Annotated in this window: 14 protein-coding genes and 1 tRNA gene; 5 read left to right on the forward strand and 10 right to left on the reverse strand. The window is 66.6% G+C overall.

The window, feature by feature from the left end:
- Together BMX16_RS05190 and BMX16_RS05195 are read right to left on the reverse strand one after the other, a co-directional pair.
- Positions 1-276, reverse strand: a 276-nt coding sequence (locus BMX16_RS05190; RefSeq protein WP_177174572.1) for a transposase, incomplete at its 3' end; no start/stop codon positions are given.
- Between the two features lie 9 nt (positions 277-285).
- Positions 286-1,782, reverse strand: coding sequence for a helicase HerA-like domain-containing protein (locus BMX16_RS05195; RefSeq protein ID WP_089899778.1), 1,497 nt, complete (start codon positions 1,780-1,782; stop codon positions 286-288).
- 606 nt (positions 1,783-2,388) lie between these two features.
- On the opposite strand from BMX16_RS05195, the gene BMX16_RS05200 reads away from it, so the two are divergent.
- The gene (locus BMX16_RS05200; RefSeq protein WP_089900225.1) at positions 2,389-3,012 is read left to right on the forward strand and encodes an invasion associated locus B family protein; all 624 of its coding nucleotides are present in this window, start codon (positions 2,389-2,391) and stop codon (positions 3,010-3,012) included.
- Between the two features lie 39 nt (positions 3,013-3,051).
- Here BMX16_RS05200 and BMX16_RS05205 read toward each other — a convergent pair whose 3' ends face one another.
- The 4 genes from BMX16_RS05205 to BMX16_RS05220 are packed head-to-tail and all read right to left on the reverse strand — an operon-like array spanning position 3,052 to position 7,318.
- On the reverse strand, positions 3,052-4,284 hold the full coding sequence (locus BMX16_RS05205) for a beta-ketoacyl-[acyl-carrier-protein] synthase family protein (RefSeq protein ID WP_089899781.1): 1,233 nt from the start codon (positions 4,282-4,284) through the stop codon (positions 3,052-3,054).
- Positions 4,281-4,538, reverse strand: coding sequence for an acyl carrier protein (locus tag BMX16_RS05210; RefSeq protein ID WP_089899784.1), 258 nt, complete (start codon positions 4,536-4,538; stop codon positions 4,281-4,283). Before BMX16_RS05210 ends, BMX16_RS05205 begins: the two co-directional genes overlap by 4 nt.
- A gap of 33 nt (positions 4,539-4,571) precedes the next feature.
- On the reverse strand, positions 4,572-5,666 hold the full coding sequence (locus BMX16_RS05215) for a UDP-3-O-(3-hydroxymyristoyl)glucosamine N-acyltransferase (protein WP_089899787.1): 1,095 nt from the start codon (positions 5,664-5,666) through the stop codon (positions 4,572-4,574).
- Between the two features lie 32 nt (positions 5,667-5,698).
- Positions 5,699-7,318: a L,D-transpeptidase family protein gene (locus BMX16_RS05220; protein WP_089899791.1), complete on the reverse strand. Its 1,620-nt coding sequence runs from the start codon at positions 7,316-7,318 to the stop codon at positions 5,699-5,701.
- Between the two features lie 337 nt (positions 7,319-7,655).
- Here BMX16_RS05220 and mepK point away from each other — a divergent pair, with 337 nt between their 5' ends.
- The 4 genes from mepK to BMX16_RS05240 all read left to right on the forward strand — a co-directional run bounded on the left by mepK (position 7,656) and on the right by BMX16_RS05240 (position 9,283).
- Positions 7,656-8,225 (forward strand): peptidoglycan L,D-endopeptidase MepK, encoded by a 570-nt coding sequence (gene mepK / locus BMX16_RS05225; RefSeq protein ID WP_089899795.1) that lies wholly within the window; start codon positions 7,656-7,658, stop codon positions 8,223-8,225.
- Between the two features lie 119 nt (positions 8,226-8,344).
- Positions 8,345-8,418: transfer RNA gene (locus BMX16_RS05230), tRNA-Gly, on the forward strand.
- Positions 8,419-8,454: 36 nt separating this feature from the next.
- On the forward strand, positions 8,455-8,802 hold the full coding sequence (locus BMX16_RS05235; protein WP_089899798.1) for a RidA family protein: 348 nt from the start codon (positions 8,455-8,457) through the stop codon (positions 8,800-8,802).
- Positions 8,803-8,812: 10 nt separating this feature from the next.
- Positions 8,813-9,283, forward strand: a complete 471-nt coding sequence (locus BMX16_RS05240; RefSeq protein WP_089899801.1) for an acyl-CoA thioesterase — start codon at positions 8,813-8,815, stop codon at positions 9,281-9,283.
- Between the two features lie 21 nt (positions 9,284-9,304).
- On the opposite strand, the gene pgi is transcribed toward BMX16_RS05240, so the two are convergent.
- From pgi to BMX16_RS05260, 4 genes are all read right to left on the reverse strand, one after another.
- Entirely contained in the window at positions 9,305-10,903 is a 1,599-nt protein-coding gene (gene pgi, locus BMX16_RS05245; RefSeq protein WP_089899802.1) for a glucose-6-phosphate isomerase, read from the reverse strand.
- 2 nt (positions 10,904-10,905) lie between these two features.
- Positions 10,906-11,574 (reverse strand): 6-phosphogluconolactonase, encoded by a 669-nt coding sequence (gene pgl / locus BMX16_RS05250; protein WP_089899805.1) that lies wholly within the window; start codon positions 11,572-11,574, stop codon positions 10,906-10,908.
- 112 nt (positions 11,575-11,686) lie between these two features.
- The gene (gene zwf / locus BMX16_RS05255; RefSeq protein WP_089899808.1) at positions 11,687-13,138 is read right to left on the reverse strand and encodes a glucose-6-phosphate dehydrogenase; all 1,452 of its coding nucleotides are present in this window, start codon (positions 13,136-13,138) and stop codon (positions 11,687-11,689) included.
- A 116-nt stretch (positions 13,139-13,254) separates the two neighbouring features.
- Complete coding sequence (locus BMX16_RS05260; RefSeq protein WP_089899811.1) at positions 13,255-13,839, reverse strand: HNH endonuclease; 585 nt, start codon at positions 13,837-13,839, stop codon at positions 13,255-13,257.
- Positions 13,840-14,008: the final 169 nt, after the last annotated feature.

Genomic DNA, 14,008 nt, shown 5'->3' on the forward strand with positions numbered 1-14,008 from the left:
GTCAGGCACGACCCAGTCCAGCCCCGTGAGCCGCAGCAGGCTCTCGACGAAGCCCGTCGTCTGCCGAAGCGCCATCCCGAAAAGCACTTTCATGGTCAGACACGTCTGGATGGCGGCGTCACTGAAGGTCCGCGACCTGCCCCTCTTGCCGGAAGGTTCGGCATCCCAGTTCATCTCGGGATCGAACCAGATCGTCAGTGATCCGCGGCGCTTCAGCGCCGCGTTGTAATCAGCCCAGTTCCTCGTCTTGTAGGTAAGTGATGTCGGTTTGCTCATGCGGGCCAGCTACCACACTGGATTCACAACATGAATCCCTCTCGGATTTGTGCAACAGAGCCCGGCAGCGGCGGTGTCGGCACGGGCCGCCAGCATCTCGTAGGCCGACTCGCGGTCGATCGCGGTGCCGTATTTCGCGGCCATCGGCGACTGCGTCATTAACGTCGCCCGCACACCGGCGTCGATCGGGCCCACCTGCGACGACGGCGGACGGATCAGCGTGCGTTCCACCATCAGGGGCGAGCCTTTGGCATCCAGCAACGAGGTGACGGCCTCGCCGGTACCGACCTGCTGGATCGCGTCGGCAGTGTCGAATGCCGGGTTGTCGCGGTAGGTCTGGGCGGCTTTCTTCAGATCCTCGCGGTCGCGTCCGGTGAAGGCGCGCAGCGCATGCTGCACCCGGTTGCCGAGTTGCCCCAGCACGTCGTCCGGCACGTCGGCTGGGTTCTGGGTGATGAAATAGATGCCGACCCCCTTGGACCGGATCAGGCGCGCGACCTGTTCGACCTTGTCCACCAGCACCTTTGGTGCACCGTCGAACAGCAGATGCGCCTCGTCAAAGAAGAACACCAGCTTGGGCTTGTCCGGGTTGCCCACCTCAGGCAGAACCTCGAACAGCTCCGACAAGAGCCACAGCAGGAAGGTCGCATAGAGCTTGGGGCTGCCCATCAACTGGTCGGCTGCGAGGATGTTGATCATGCCGCGCCCGTCGGGGGCGAGCCGCATCATGTCCATCAGGTCCAGCGCCGGTTCGCCGAACAACGCGCTGCCGCCCTGATTCTCCAGGACCAGCAACTGCCGCTGGATCGCGCCGACGGACGCGGTGGCGACGTTGCCGAAGCGCAGCGACAGGTCCTTGGCGTTCTGCCCGACCCAGACCAGCAGCGCCTGCAGGTCCTTCAGGTCGAGCAGCGGCAAGCCTTCTTCGTCGGCCATGCGGAAGGCGACGTTCAGCACGCCTTCCTGCACGTCCGTCAGCTCCAGCAGGCGCGACAGCAGCAGCGGCCCCATCTCGGCCACCGTGGCGCGGATCGGATGGCCCTGCCGACCGAGCAGATCCCAGAACGTCACGGGAAATGCGCTGTACTGCAGATCGAGGCCGATGGTGGCGGCCCGCGTCGTAAACGGCGCATGCAGCTTGTGCATGGCCGACCCGGCCATCGCCAGACCCGACAGGTCGCCCTTCACGTCCGACAGGAACACCGGCACACCGGCGGCGGAGAAGCCTTCGGCCAGGATCTGCAGGGTGACGGTCTTGCCGGTGCCGGTGGCGCCCGCGATCAGCCCGTGGCGATTCGCCTTGTCCAGCAACAAGTGCTGGGGGCTGGCATAGCCCGCCCCGCCGCCACCGACGAAGATCGCGGCGGTGGTCTGGCCCGCTGCGGGGACGGGCGCAGGCACCGATGTCTCAGGCTGTGTCTGGGGCGGCGACTGGTCTGGCGGTGGCGGCGGCGTCCGACCCGGCGTCTGGTCTGGCGTGTGCGGGATCGTAGGGTCTGCGGTCATCGTGGCCATCCTGTCGTGCGGACCGATCACGGTCACGCGATTTCAGTCGCAGAATACATTCTTAACCTCGCAGTGCGATAGTGGCGTTGTCGGACATCCTGATGTCCCCCTGCAGGTGGCCGACATCCTTCTCCCTGTTGGACTTGCCGCACCTTCGGGTGCGGCCTTTTTTCGTGATCGCCATACCGTGGGACGCGGTGTGCCTGTTGACCGGCTCCCCCCCATCGCCTAGGACTCGCGCCAATGGTCGGCAAAGTCCGACGGGGAGCAATGGGAAAGGGCCCTTTCGAGGGCTCTTTTCTATTTGAACACATCGTCTTGCGGGTGCGCAACTTGGCCACGGACCACGCCTGCGCCGCCCCCTGCAATCCGCATGATCGTGCCCGCAGCCGCGCCCGACCGGTGGCACCGCCCATCGGCGGCGCTTTGCCGTTTACAGACGATTTGTGCCTGACACCGTGCACCGCGCGTGATACCCCGCCGCGCACGCGACGGGGCGACGCGCAAACCGCCAACGGTCCCGCACAGGCGATTCATTAGACGGAGAAACCCATGTTGACTGCCGCCAAACCCCTGCTGATCGGCCTGCTGCTGACGACGGCCCCGATGGCCGTGCTGGCCCAGACGGAAGCGCAGACGGAACCGCAGACCGAGGCGCCCGCCGCCGCCGCGCCTGCTGCACCTGCGGCCGATGCACCGGCAGCCGATGCGCCCGCCACGGACGTCCCGGCAGCGGATGCGCCCGCCGATGCCGCAGCCGCCGCAGACAGCGAGCCGCGCGTGGGCGAACCCTACGTGCGCGAAACTTTCGGTGCGTGGTCGCTGCGCTGCCTGCAGGCCGAGGCGGGCCAGCCCGATCCCTGCCAGCTGTACCAGCTGCTCGAGGATGCGGACGGCAACGCCGTGGCTGAGTTCAGCACCTTCCCGCTGCCCGAAGGCAATGAGGCCGCCGCAGGGGCCACCATCGTCGTGCCGCTGGAAACGCTGCTGACCGAAAACCTGCGCGTGACCGTTGATGGCGGCGAAGGCAAGGTCTATCCCTTTACCTTCTGCAACGCGGCAGGCTGCATCGCCCGGATCGGCTTTACCGCCGCCGAAGTCGCCGCGATGAAGGCCGGCAACGCCGCCGTCGTGCGGATGGTCCCTGCCGCCGCCCCGGATCAGGAAGTGGCGCTGACCATGTCGCTGGCCGGCTTCACCGCAGGCTTTGACAGCGTCGACGCGCAGTAAGCGGACCATGCCGTCCCGGTTGCTACGACCGGGGCGGCGTCACGCGTGCTGCGCGAGGGCGGTCCAGCGCCGCAGCACCATGACGGCATTCAACCCGCCGAATGCAAAGGCGTTGGACATCGCCGCATCGACACGCGCGCTCCGCGCCGCGTTGGGGACCACATCCAGATCGCAATCCGGGTCGGGCTGACCATAGCCTACGGTCGGGGCCACGATCCCGTCGCGCACCGCCATCAGGCAGGCCAGCAGTTCCACGGCACCGGCCGCCCCGATCAGGTGGCCGTGCATCGCCTTGGTCGACGACACCATCAACCGGTCCGCATGCGCGCCGAAGACCGCGCGGATCGCCGCCGTTTCCGTCCTGTCGTTCAGCGTCGTGCCGGTGCCATGGGCGTTGACGTAGGCCACGTCCGCAGGCGTCAGTCCTGCATCGGCCAGCGCCGCACGCATCGCCCGCACCGCACCATCCTGCGACGGTGTGACGATGTCGGCGGCATCGCTGGACATGGCGGTCCCCGCCACCTCGCACAGGATGTCGGCGCCACGGGCCAGCGCATGGTCCAGCGCCTCGAACACGAAGACCGCCGCCCCCTCGCCCTGCACCATGCCGTTGCGGCTCGCGCAGAACGGGCGGCAACCGTCGCGGGACATGACGCGCAGCCCCTCCCACGCCTTGATCCCGCCAAAGGTCAGCATCGCCTCCGACCCGCCGGTCAGGATGACATCGGCGGTGCCGCTGCGGACCAGCGCCAGCGCCTGCCCCATCGCGTGGTTCGACGAAGCGCAGGCGGTGGAGACGGTGAACACCGGCCCCCGCGCGCCGTGCCGGATCGACACGTGGCTGGCCGCCGCATTGGCCATCAGGCGCGGCACGACAAAGGGATGCACGCGGTCGCGGCCCGCCTCGTAGACAGCGCGGAAGTTGTCGTCCAGCGTGCCCAGACCGCCGCCGGAGGTGCCGAGGATCACGCCAGCGCGGTCGCCCAGGTGCGCATCGAGACCGGCCTGCGCCACAGCCTGCCCTGCCGCGATCAGGGCGAACTGGGTGAAGCGGTCGTGCAGGGTCAGCTCTGCCTTGGTGAAATGCGCGGTCTCATCGTAGTCCTGCACCTGTGCGCCGATGCGGATCTGCAACCGGTCCGCGTCGCGGATGTCAAGCGGGCCAATGGCACAGGTCCCGGCCTGCATCGCGGCCAGGGTCGCAGGCACGTCGTGACCCAGCGGATTGATCGTGCCCGCACCGGTGACGACGACCCGCCGCGCAGGGCTCATGCCCGCTCCCGCACCAGTGCGGACACCGCCTGAACGATGCTGCGCACCGTGGCCACGTCGAACCCGCTGTCGGCGGGCGCATTGGCGTTGAACGGGATCGTCACGTCGAAGGCCTCTTCGATGGCGAAGATGCTTTCGACCAGCCCCATGCTGTCGATGCCCAGCGTTTCCAGCGTGTCGTCGAGCGTCACGTCCGACACGTCGAGCAGCGCCTGATCCGCGAGGATCGCCATGATCTTGGCCTGAACATCCATGATCGCACCATCCCAGTTGCCGTTGACCGCGATCTAATCCTTCGCGTCGTCGTTGGGAACCCGTTTCTGCAATGCGGCGATGTCGCGCATCATCTGCGGCAGGCGGCGCAGCGCCTTGTCGCGGACCCGGTGGCTGGGCATGTCCAGCGCAGGCGAGCCCATGATGAACTGCCCGTCCGGTACGTGGCCATAGACGTTTGCCGCCGCCGCGACCACCACGTCGTTCCCCACGATGATCCGGTTGTTGGTCGCGGCACGGCCACCCATGACGACCCGGTCGCCCAGCGTGCCCGACCCCGCCATGGCCACCTGCCCGCACAGGATGTTGTCGGCCCCGATGATGCAGTTGTGGCCGACCAGCACAAGATCGTCGATCTTGGTGCCGCGGCCAACCTGCGTGGGCCGGATCGTCCCCGCATCGATGCAGCTGTTCGCCCCCACCTCGACGTCATCGCCCAGGATCACGCCGCCAAGGCTGTGGATGCGGTGACGCGTGGCATCGGCGGGCGGCGTCAGCGGCACACGGCCCAAGGTCTGAGAGGCCCGCTCTTCGTGCGACAGATCGCGCGTGACGTAGGAGAACCCGTCCGCACCGATCACGACGTTGGATTGCAGGATCACCCGGTCCCCCAGACGGCAACCGCGCCCGATACGGACGCCCGCGTGCAGCAGGCAATCGTCGCCCAGCGTGCTGCCGGGCCCGATGCTGACATGGGCGTCCAGCCGGACGCGGGCGCCGATTACGGTGCCGGGGGCCAGCACCACGAACGGCCCGATCGACGGGTCCGCGCCGATGCTGCAGTCGTCCGGCACGATCGCCGTGGGATGGATGCCGGTGGATCTGGGCGCGGGATCGAAGGCCTGCGTCAGTGCCGCCATCGCCAGCCGCGCGCGCGGCACTGTGATCGCCGCCTGCAGCCCCAGCGCCTGCCAGTCCGCATCCGCCCAGACGATCGCCGCCCGCGCGCCGCTGGCGGTCAGTTGCGCGGCAAAGGCGGGCTGCATCGCCAGCGCCAGATCGTCGGGGCCCGCATCCTTCGGCTCGGCCGGGCGGCGCACGATCAGGGACGTGTCGCCATGGGCCGTGGTGCCAAGGGCTGCGGCGATCTCGGCGATGGTCAGCGCCATGACATGTCTCCTGTCCGGTGTTGCAGGGCGATTTAGCCCTGAACCGCCGCCACGACCACCCCCGCCTGTTCCAACGCCTGCCAGATCGCGGCATCGCGCCCATAGACATCGCGCCGGAACTGCAACCCGCCGGTCACGCCGGTAAAGGCGGTGCGGTAATCCAGATGCACCGGCACGGCCACGTCGAGGTTCACGCGCGACTCTGCCCCGCCGCGCAGCCGGTCGTCGAGGAACTGTTGCGGATCGCTTTCCTGCACGGCCAGCAGGGCCGCCGCGAATGCGAGCGGATCGTTCAGCCGGACGCAGCCGTGGCTGAACGCGCGCGCCTCGCGGCTGAACAGGGCCTTGGCGGGGGTGTCGTGCAGATAGATGTTGTATTCGTTCGGAAACATGAACTTGACCAGCCCCAGCGCGTTCTGCGGCCCCGGCGGCTGGCGCATGGCAAAGGGAAATGTCCGTGCGGTGTAGCGGTTCGCATTCACCGCGCCGCGCGGTATCACCCGCCCGTCGCGGTCCGTCACCTCGATATGGCCGACGGCCCCGGCGTTCTGCTGCAACTGCGGCAGATATTCGTTCACGATGATCGACCGGGGGACATACCAGCTCGGGTTGACGACCATGAACTCCATCTCGTCGGAGAATTCCGGCGTCTGGCGGTTCGCATCCAGCGCGCCGATGACCGAGCGTGTCGAGAACGTGACCCGGTCGTCGTCCACGATGGCCGCGGTGAAATCCGCGAGGTTCACCCAGACGTGCCGGTCGCCGCGCGGCGCGCTGACCCAGCGCTCGCGCTCCATCGCGACGACCACCGACCGCAACCGGTCCTCGAGGGGGACGTTGATCTCGGTCATGGTGGCGGGGCCTGCGGTGCCGTCCTCTGTCAGGCCCATGCTGCGCTGCAGCCGCGTCACGGCGGCCTGCAGGGTCGCGTCATAGGTGCGGGTCGCGGTGCGGTCGAGGTGTCCCATGCGGATCAACCGGTTGCGCAACGCGATCACATCCGGGCCGGTGGCGCCGGGGGCAAGGCTGGCAGCAGTCACCGCGGGGCCATAGCCACCTTGTGCGGCCAGGGCTTCCAGTCGCATCTTTGCATGCAGCAGGCGCACGTATTCGGGGCTGGTCGGCGCCAGCGCCCGCAGGAAGGACGCAGGATCGTCACTGGCCAGGAACTGGCGCAGCAACGGGATGCGCGGCGCCTGCGGCACCTCGCGCACGATCAGGGGCACCACCTCTGACGGGATCAGGATGCCGGTCGCCACGTCGCGGGCATAGGCCAGGAACGCCGCCGTCAGCGCCACGTCCGCCGCCCCCTGCTGTGCCGGTGTCTGCGCCGCCTTCAGCTGGGCCAGCAGACCCGCCGCGTCGTAGCGGTCGTGCGGCAGGCCGTGCGCGGGCGCATCCGCAAGGGCCGTCAGCAACGCGTTGCGCCGGTCCTGTGCAGCCAGATCGCCACCGCCCCAGACCGCGTGGAAATCGCGGTCGCGATAAAAGGCGGCAAGCTCCTCGTCGCGGGCCGCCGATTCGGCTACCGCCTGACGATAGGCGGTGACCTGTGCCGCTGCCGTCACCGGGGACAGCCACAGGCAGACCGCCAGCACAGCTGCACCGGACAGGATCCGCCCAGTGGGACGGCGTGGCATCGAAGTGGTCATGGCAGCATCCCCGGATCGTCGCAGATGGCCCGCAGGACGGGCCTTGCCTGCCGTTTTCACCCGCGTTTACAGGGCTGTCCACGGGCTTCTGGCGGTCCGCCCGATTTGGCGGCACCTGTTGCATTCCCGCCCGTACCGCGCTGCAATTCCGCCCACCTGTTGCACGGTCGCACAGGATCTGCGCAAAAATCTGCCGACGATATGGCAGATCCGGAACCGTTCCCGATCAACGCTTGGTCCCCTGCGCATGTCGTGTCATATGTGTGTCAACATCCGGACAGGGATGAAAAGCGCGGGAAATACGCGCAACGAATAAACGGGACGGGACAGGCCTCACATGACTTCACAGGGTTATACCGGTGTTACACGGCGCGGACTACTGGGCGCATTCGCCGCGACTGCGATCGTCGCCACGCCGACTTATTCCAAGGCCGCAGGGTTCCTGCGGGGCGGCGGCGACATCCGCCGCATCAGCATGTATTCCGGGCGCACCGGTGAGCGGATCGACACGATCTACTGGATCGAAGGCGAATACATCGGAGAGGCGCTGCGCGAGGTGAACAACTTCATGCGCGATTGGCGCAACGACAAGGTGGCCAACATGGACAGCCGCACCGTCGACATCATGGCCGCGTCGCACCGCCTGCTGGGCACGTCGGAACCCTACATGCTGCTGTCGGGCTATCGCAGCCCGGAGACGAACAACATGCTGCGCAGCCAGTCGTCCGGCGTCGCGCGCAATTCGCTGCACCTGCGCGGTCAGGCTGCCGACCTGCGCCTGTCCAGCCGGTCCATCAACGACATGACCCGCGCAGCCGTGTCCTGTGCCGCCGGCGGCGTCGGCACCTATCGCGGTTCGAACTTCGTCCATATGGATTGCGGCGACGTGCGCGCATGGCGGGGCTGAAAACCTGCCTGCAGAAGTAACGGAACAGGCGCCTGCGGGCGCCTTTTTCATGCGCCCCGCCGCTTGCGGCACACCGCCCCCCGGTGTAGGAACGGATCAGGCCGCAAGGCCCCACGTCGGCGGGTATGGTGAAAAGGTATCACGAAAGCTTCCCAAGCTTCAGTTACGGGTTCGATTCCCGTTACCCGCTCCATGACATCTCAACAGCCACAGCTGCAAGGTCGATCCCATGAGCATTGAACGTATCGAATCCGGCCCCCGGATGTCTCAGGCCGTTGTCCACGGCGGCATCGCCTATCTGGCCGGTCAGGTCGGCGCGCCCGGCGAAACCGTCACCGCCCAGACGACCGAAGTGCTGGCGCAGATCGACCGCCTGCTGGCGCTGGCCGGCACCGACAAGTCACAGATCCTGACCGCACAGATCTGGCTGGCCGACATGGCCGATTTCGCCGAAATGAATGCCGTCTGGGACGAATGGGTGTCGCAAGGCAACGCCCCCGCCCGCTGGACAGGAGAGGCAAGGCTCGCCACCCCGGACTACAAGGTCGAGATCATCGTCACCGCCGTCGTCGGATAGGGCGCGACTGATGACCGTCCCCTATCTGACGCCCCTGCACGCCGACGACCTGCGGCGTGCAGGCATTCCGGAACCGTGGTCCTTTGGCATGGCCGACAAGGTCCGGTTCGGAGAGATCGACGCGCTGCAGCATGTGAATAACGCCGTCTACCTCAAGTGGTTCGAGAATCTGCGGATGCTGTATTTCGCCGATGCCGCAGTCTGGCAGATCGACGGCAAGCGGCCACGGATCGTGCTGCGGCAGATCGGCCTCGATTATCGGTCGGAAATCAAGCTGAGCGACCGCTACATCATGACCGGCCGCACGTCGAAACTGGGCACCAGCAGCTTTACCATGGAATACGCCGTCTGGGTCGAGGGGCGGCTGATGACGACCAGCCACGCAGTCATCGTGGTTCTGGGCGAAAACAACGCCAAACGCGCCATCCCCGATCACATCCGCCAGATGTTCATCGACCGCGACGGGGCCGTGGCGGTCTGATCCGCCACGGCGCAGGCTGCCCTACAGCCCGTGTCCCCTGAGGTGCGCGACGAGGGCGTGGGTCGAGCCGTCCTTGCCGTCGGCGCTGGCCTTGCCTTCGACAACGGGTTGCAGGGAGGTCGCCAGTTCCTTGCCCAGCTCCACCCCCCACTGGTCGTAGGAGTTCACGCCCAGCACGACGCCTTCGACGAAGACGCGATGTTCGTAGAGCGCGATCAGCATGCCCAGCATGTGCGGCGTAAGCTGCGGATAGCTGAGCGTGATGCTGGGACGGTTGCCGGGGAACACCCTGTGCGCCGCCTGCCGCTCCAGTTCCGCACCCTCGTATTGTCCAGCGACCTTGGTGCGCGCCACGTCCAGCGTGCGGCCCATCATCAGCGCCTCCGACTGCGCGAGGCAGTTGGCGACCAGCAGCTGGTGCTGATGGTGCAGGCTTTCGTCGTGGCCGCGCGCGGCGACCAGAAACTCGCACGGAATGACCCGCGTACCCTGATGGATCAACTGATAAAAGGCGTGCTGCCCGTTGGTCCCCGGCTCGCCCCAGACCACAGCACCGGAGTTGTAGGGCAAGGGCGTGCCGTCCAGCGCCACGCCCTTGCCGTTACTCTCCATCTCGAGCTGTTGCAGGTAGGCGGGCAGGCGCGACAGGGTGTTGTCGTAAGGAAGGACGGCGCGGGTGGCATGGCCGCAGACCTGATTGTGCCACAGGCCGATCAGCGCCAGCAGGGCTGGCAGGTTCTGTGCCCAAGGGGTGTCGCGGAAATGGGTGTCCATCGCCTGTCCGCCGCGCAGGACGTCGCGGAAATTGTCCGGCCCCACGGCGATCATCAGGGACAGACCGATCGGCCCCCACATGGAATAGCGCCCACCCACCCAGTCGGCGAACCCGAGCACGCGGGCGGCGTCGATCCCGAAATCAGCCGTCTTGTCGGCGGCCGTGGACAGGGCCACGAACTGCGCCGCGACGTCGCCACCACCCGCCTGCATCCAGTCGCGGGCGGTGCGCGCGTTGGTCATCGTCTCGATCGTGGTAAAGGTCTTGGACGCGACGATCACCAGCGTCGTTGCCGGATCGCAGCTGCGCAGCACACCCGCGATGTCCGCCGGATCGACGTTGCTGACGAAATGGCAACGCGGCCCGTCGTGATAGGGGGCCAGCGCCAGCGTCCCCATCTTGGGCCCCAGATCGGATCCGCCGATCCCGATGTTCACCACATCGGTGATCGGACCACCCTGCCCCGCATAGCTGCCGTCGCGGACGGAAGCTGCGAAATCGGCCATGCGGTCCAGCGTCGCCCGCACCTCGGGCATCACGTCCTGGCCGTCCACCATCACGGGGCCACCGTCCAGATTGCGCAGCGCCGTATGCAGGACCGCGCGGCCTTCGGTGTCGTTGATGGGGCGACCCGCGAACATCGCGTCGCGCTTGGCGGCCACGCCGGCACCGTCCAGCAAACCGATCAGCAGGCCAAGGGCCGTGTCGTCAATCTGTGTCTTGGCATAGTCCAGCCGCAGATCGCCCGCCATCGCGGCAAAGGCGGTGGCGCGGTCGGCATCCAGCGTATCGGCGATGCGGCGGTCGCGGATCGTGGCGTAGTGGGATTTCAGATCGTCGAACATGGTCATTCCGCCCAGTGGATGGTTGTGCCCGGCAGGATCGCCGCGACCGGCGCCTCCTCCGGCGTCAATGTCGCCGCGCGTTCCACGGCCTCGCGTTTGTCGCGGCCAAGGATCACCAGATGGCGGTTCATCGCCTTTCTCAGCACATGGGCCGACAGGGTGATGCGCGGCTCTGGCGCCCCCGGCGCGCGCATCGCGACCAGCGTATCGCTGCCCTGCAGCGCCAGATCCAGCTGATCGGCGCCCGGAAAGATGCTGGCCGTGTGCATGTCCGCGCCCATCCCCAGCAGCACCACCGACAACGGCAGCACGGCGGCAAGGCCCTCCCGCAAGGCGGGCAGGCCGTCCTCCGGCGTGGCGGCATCGTTGCGCAGCGGCACGTACTGCGCCTCGCCTGCGCGGTCGGTCAGCAGGCGCTGGCGCACCAGCCGCGTGTTCGACCGATCGGAGCTTTCGGGAACCCAGCGTTCGTCGGTCAGCAGCACATGCACCCGCGCCCAGTCGAGGTTCGCTGAACACAGGTTGTCGAAGATCGGACCCGGCGTCGTGCCGCCCGGCACGGCGAAGGACGCGAAGTCCTGCGTCTGCAGGGTCTGCCGCAATTCGCCCGCCAGAATGTTGGCAAGGCTGATCATCATCATCTCGCCATCGGCGTATTCGATCAGGTTCATGGGGCTCTGCCCTCCATTTCTAGGTCACTGGCCGACCAGATCACAGGTCGCAACGCTTGCCAAACCCGCGACGGGCCCGGGGTGGCAAAAGCCAATCAGCGCGGGGCCGCAATCAGCTCTTGATGTCGCGCCAGCGACGGCTGTCGCGGTGCATCAGCATCATCGCATCCTCCGGCCCCGCGCTGCCCTGATCGTAAAGCTTGGGCACGTCGTTACGCGCTTCCCAGCCCTGAATGATCGGATCGGTCCACGCCCATGCCGCCTCGACCTCGTCACCGCGCATGAACAGGGTCTGGTTGCCACGGATCACGTCCATGATCAGCCGCTCGTAGGCGTCGGTGGCGGGCTCTGAATCCTCGCCCAAAGCATCGGCAAAGGTCATGTCCAGCGGCACGTCGATCAGACGCATGCCCCCCGGCCCCGGTTCCTTGATCGTCACCTGCAGGTCCATGCCCTCGTTCGGCTGCAGACGGATCGCGAGGATGTTGCGGTGCCGCGCCGTGTCGCCCTCGAAGATCGAATGCCCCAGATCCTTGAACACCACGGCGATCTCGGACGCGCGGCCTTTCATCTTCTTGCCGGTGCGCAAATAGAACGGCGTATCCGCCCACCGCCAGTTCGAGATGTTCACCTTCATCGCCACGAAGCTTTCGGTGAAGCTGCGCGGGTTTTCGACATCGGTGCGATAACTTGCTGCATCGTCGGTCGCGTCGTACTGGCCGCGCACGATGTGATGCGTCTCGACCGGCTGCAAGGCGCGGATGACCTTCAGCTTCTCGTCGCGCACCTCGTCCGCGCCGAACACCGACGGCGGTTCCATCGCGATCAGACACAGCAGCTGCATCAGGTGATTCTGCACCATGTCGCGCATCGCACCGGACGTGTCGTAATACGTCCCGCGTCCGCCTACACCGACGGTTTCGGCCACGGTGATCTGGATATGATCGACGTAGTGGCTGTTCCAGAGCGGTTCGAACAGCACATTTCCGAACCGGACGGCCATCAGGTTCTGGACCGTTTCCTTGCCCAGATAATGGTCGATCCGGTAGATCTGCCGCTCGCTGAAATGCGTGGCCAGCGTGTCGTTCAGAGCTTTCGCACTGGCCAGATCGCGGCCAAACGGCTTTTCCACTACGATCCGGCTGTCCGCATCGGCGATGCCGTGCGTGTGCAGCCGTTCCGCCAGCGCGCCGAACAGCGACGGTGCGACCGAAAAATAGAACGCCTTGACCACGTCCTTGCGCACGAGATCCGACAGCGCCGACCAGCCGCCCTCGCCGGTCGCGTCGATGGCGACGTAATGCAGCCGGTCGATGAAACCATCGAGCCCTGCGTCGTCCTTTTCCGCCCCGCCGAATTCGGCGATCGCGTCGCGGATCATCTGGCGGTAGCCCGCATTGTCCAGATCGGACCGGGCGGCACCAACGATCCGGCTGCCTTCCGTCATCTGGCCTGCCAGAAAGCGGCGGAACAGCCCCGGCAGGATCTTGCGCCGCGCGAGGTCGCCGGTACCGCCGAAGATCACGAGGTCGAATTCATCGACCGGAATGACGCGAGAGACCATGGACAGCTCCGATCGGAATGCGTTAGCGCTAACGACTTCGTTCTAGTCAGCACCCCCTGCAAAGTCCAGCCGCTGCGACGGGCGTAAACCGCCGATTTGTCACGTCGGATGAAAAATCAGGCGTCCAGCTCCGCATCCCAATAGAGGTAGTCCATCCAGCTGTCGTGCAAGTGCCCCGGCGGGAACTTGCGTCCGATGTTGTTCAGCTCCGCAGCCTCTGGCTGGCGCGGCGGCCGACGTAGGCTGAGGCCCGAATGTTTCAGCAGTTTGGCACCCTTGCGCAGGTTGCATGGGCCGCAGGCGGCGACGACGTTGGTCCAGCTCGTGACGCCGCCGCGTGCCCGCGGCAGCACATGGTCGAACGTCAGCTCGCCCCGGCTGCCGCAATACTGGCAGCAGAACTCGTCGCGCAGGAACAGGTTGAACCGGGTGAAGGCCACGCGTTTCTGCGGCTTCACGTAATCCTTCAGCACTACCACGGACGGGATGCGGATGCGGGTCGAGGGGCTGTGTACCTCGCGGTCGTATTCGCTGATGATCATCACACGGTCGAGGAACGCCGCCTTCACCGCCTCCTGCCATGGCCAGAGCGAGAGGGGATAATACGACAGCGGTCGGTAATCGGCATTCAGGACCAGCGCCGGAAAATGTTTCAGCGCGGCCGGATCGCGCACGAAGTCGGTTCGGAAATCAGTATCCATACACGCCTGCACCCATCTGCTGGCGGTGGGCTGACGGCACCCTTGCCACGGGGCCGTAACCTGCCGCGTCACCTCGACTATATCTGGGGTCTGACGAAAACCAACGTCTATTTGTGCCCCGGATGTCGCAGGTATCGCGGCTGCACGTAAAAGCGGCGTGACAGGTCGG

Origin of the sequence: Loktanella fryxellensis (assembly GCF_900110065.1) — a bacterium.
Classification (GTDB): Bacteria; Pseudomonadota; Alphaproteobacteria; order Rhodobacterales; family Rhodobacteraceae; genus Loktanella; species Loktanella fryxellensis.

What these genes read in the sequence shown, in the direction of transcription:
- BMX16_RS05235 (WP_089899798.1), top strand. Translation starts at nt 8,455, where the DNA reads ATGAGCATTGAACGTATCGAATCCGGCCCCCGGATGTCTCAGGCCGTT.
- BMX16_RS05195 (WP_089899778.1), bottom strand. Translation starts at nt 1,782, where the DNA reads ATGACCGCAGACCCTACGATCCCGCACACGCCAGACCAGACGCCGGGT.
- BMX16_RS05240 (WP_089899801.1), top strand. Translation starts at nt 8,813, where the DNA reads ATGACCGTCCCCTATCTGACGCCCCTGCACGCCGACGACCTGCGGCGT.
- BMX16_RS05205 (WP_089899781.1), bottom strand. Translation starts at nt 4,284, where the DNA reads ATGAGCCCTGCGCGGCGGGTCGTCGTCACCGGTGCGGGCACGATCAAT.
- BMX16_RS05210 (WP_089899784.1), bottom strand. Translation starts at nt 4,538, where the DNA reads ATGGATGTTCAGGCCAAGATCATGGCGATCCTCGCGGATCAGGCGCTG.
- zwf (WP_089899808.1), bottom strand. Translation starts at nt 13,138, where the DNA reads ATGGTCTCTCGCGTCATTCCGGTCGATGAATTCGACCTCGTGATCTTC.
- mepK (WP_089899795.1), top strand. Translation starts at nt 7,656, where the DNA reads ATGACTTCACAGGGTTATACCGGTGTTACACGGCGCGGACTACTGGGC.
- BMX16_RS05215 (WP_089899787.1), bottom strand. Translation starts at nt 5,666, where the DNA reads ATGGCGCTGACCATCGCCGAGATCGCCGCAGCCCTTGGCACCACGGCC.
- BMX16_RS05200 (WP_089900225.1), top strand. Translation starts at nt 2,389, where the DNA reads ATGGCCGTGCTGGCCCAGACGGAAGCGCAGACGGAACCGCAGACCGAG.
- BMX16_RS05220 (WP_089899791.1), bottom strand. Translation starts at nt 7,318, where the DNA reads ATGACCACTTCGATGCCACGCCGTCCCACTGGGCGGATCCTGTCCGGT.
- BMX16_RS05260 (WP_089899811.1), bottom strand. Translation starts at nt 13,839, where the DNA reads ATGGATACTGATTTCCGAACCGACTTCGTGCGCGATCCGGCCGCGCTG.
- pgl (WP_089899805.1), bottom strand. Translation starts at nt 11,574, where the DNA reads ATGAACCTGATCGAATACGCCGATGGCGAGATGATGATGATCAGCCTT.
- pgi (WP_089899802.1), bottom strand. Translation starts at nt 10,903, where the DNA reads ATGTTCGACGATCTGAAATCCCACTACGCCACGATCCGCGACCGCCGC.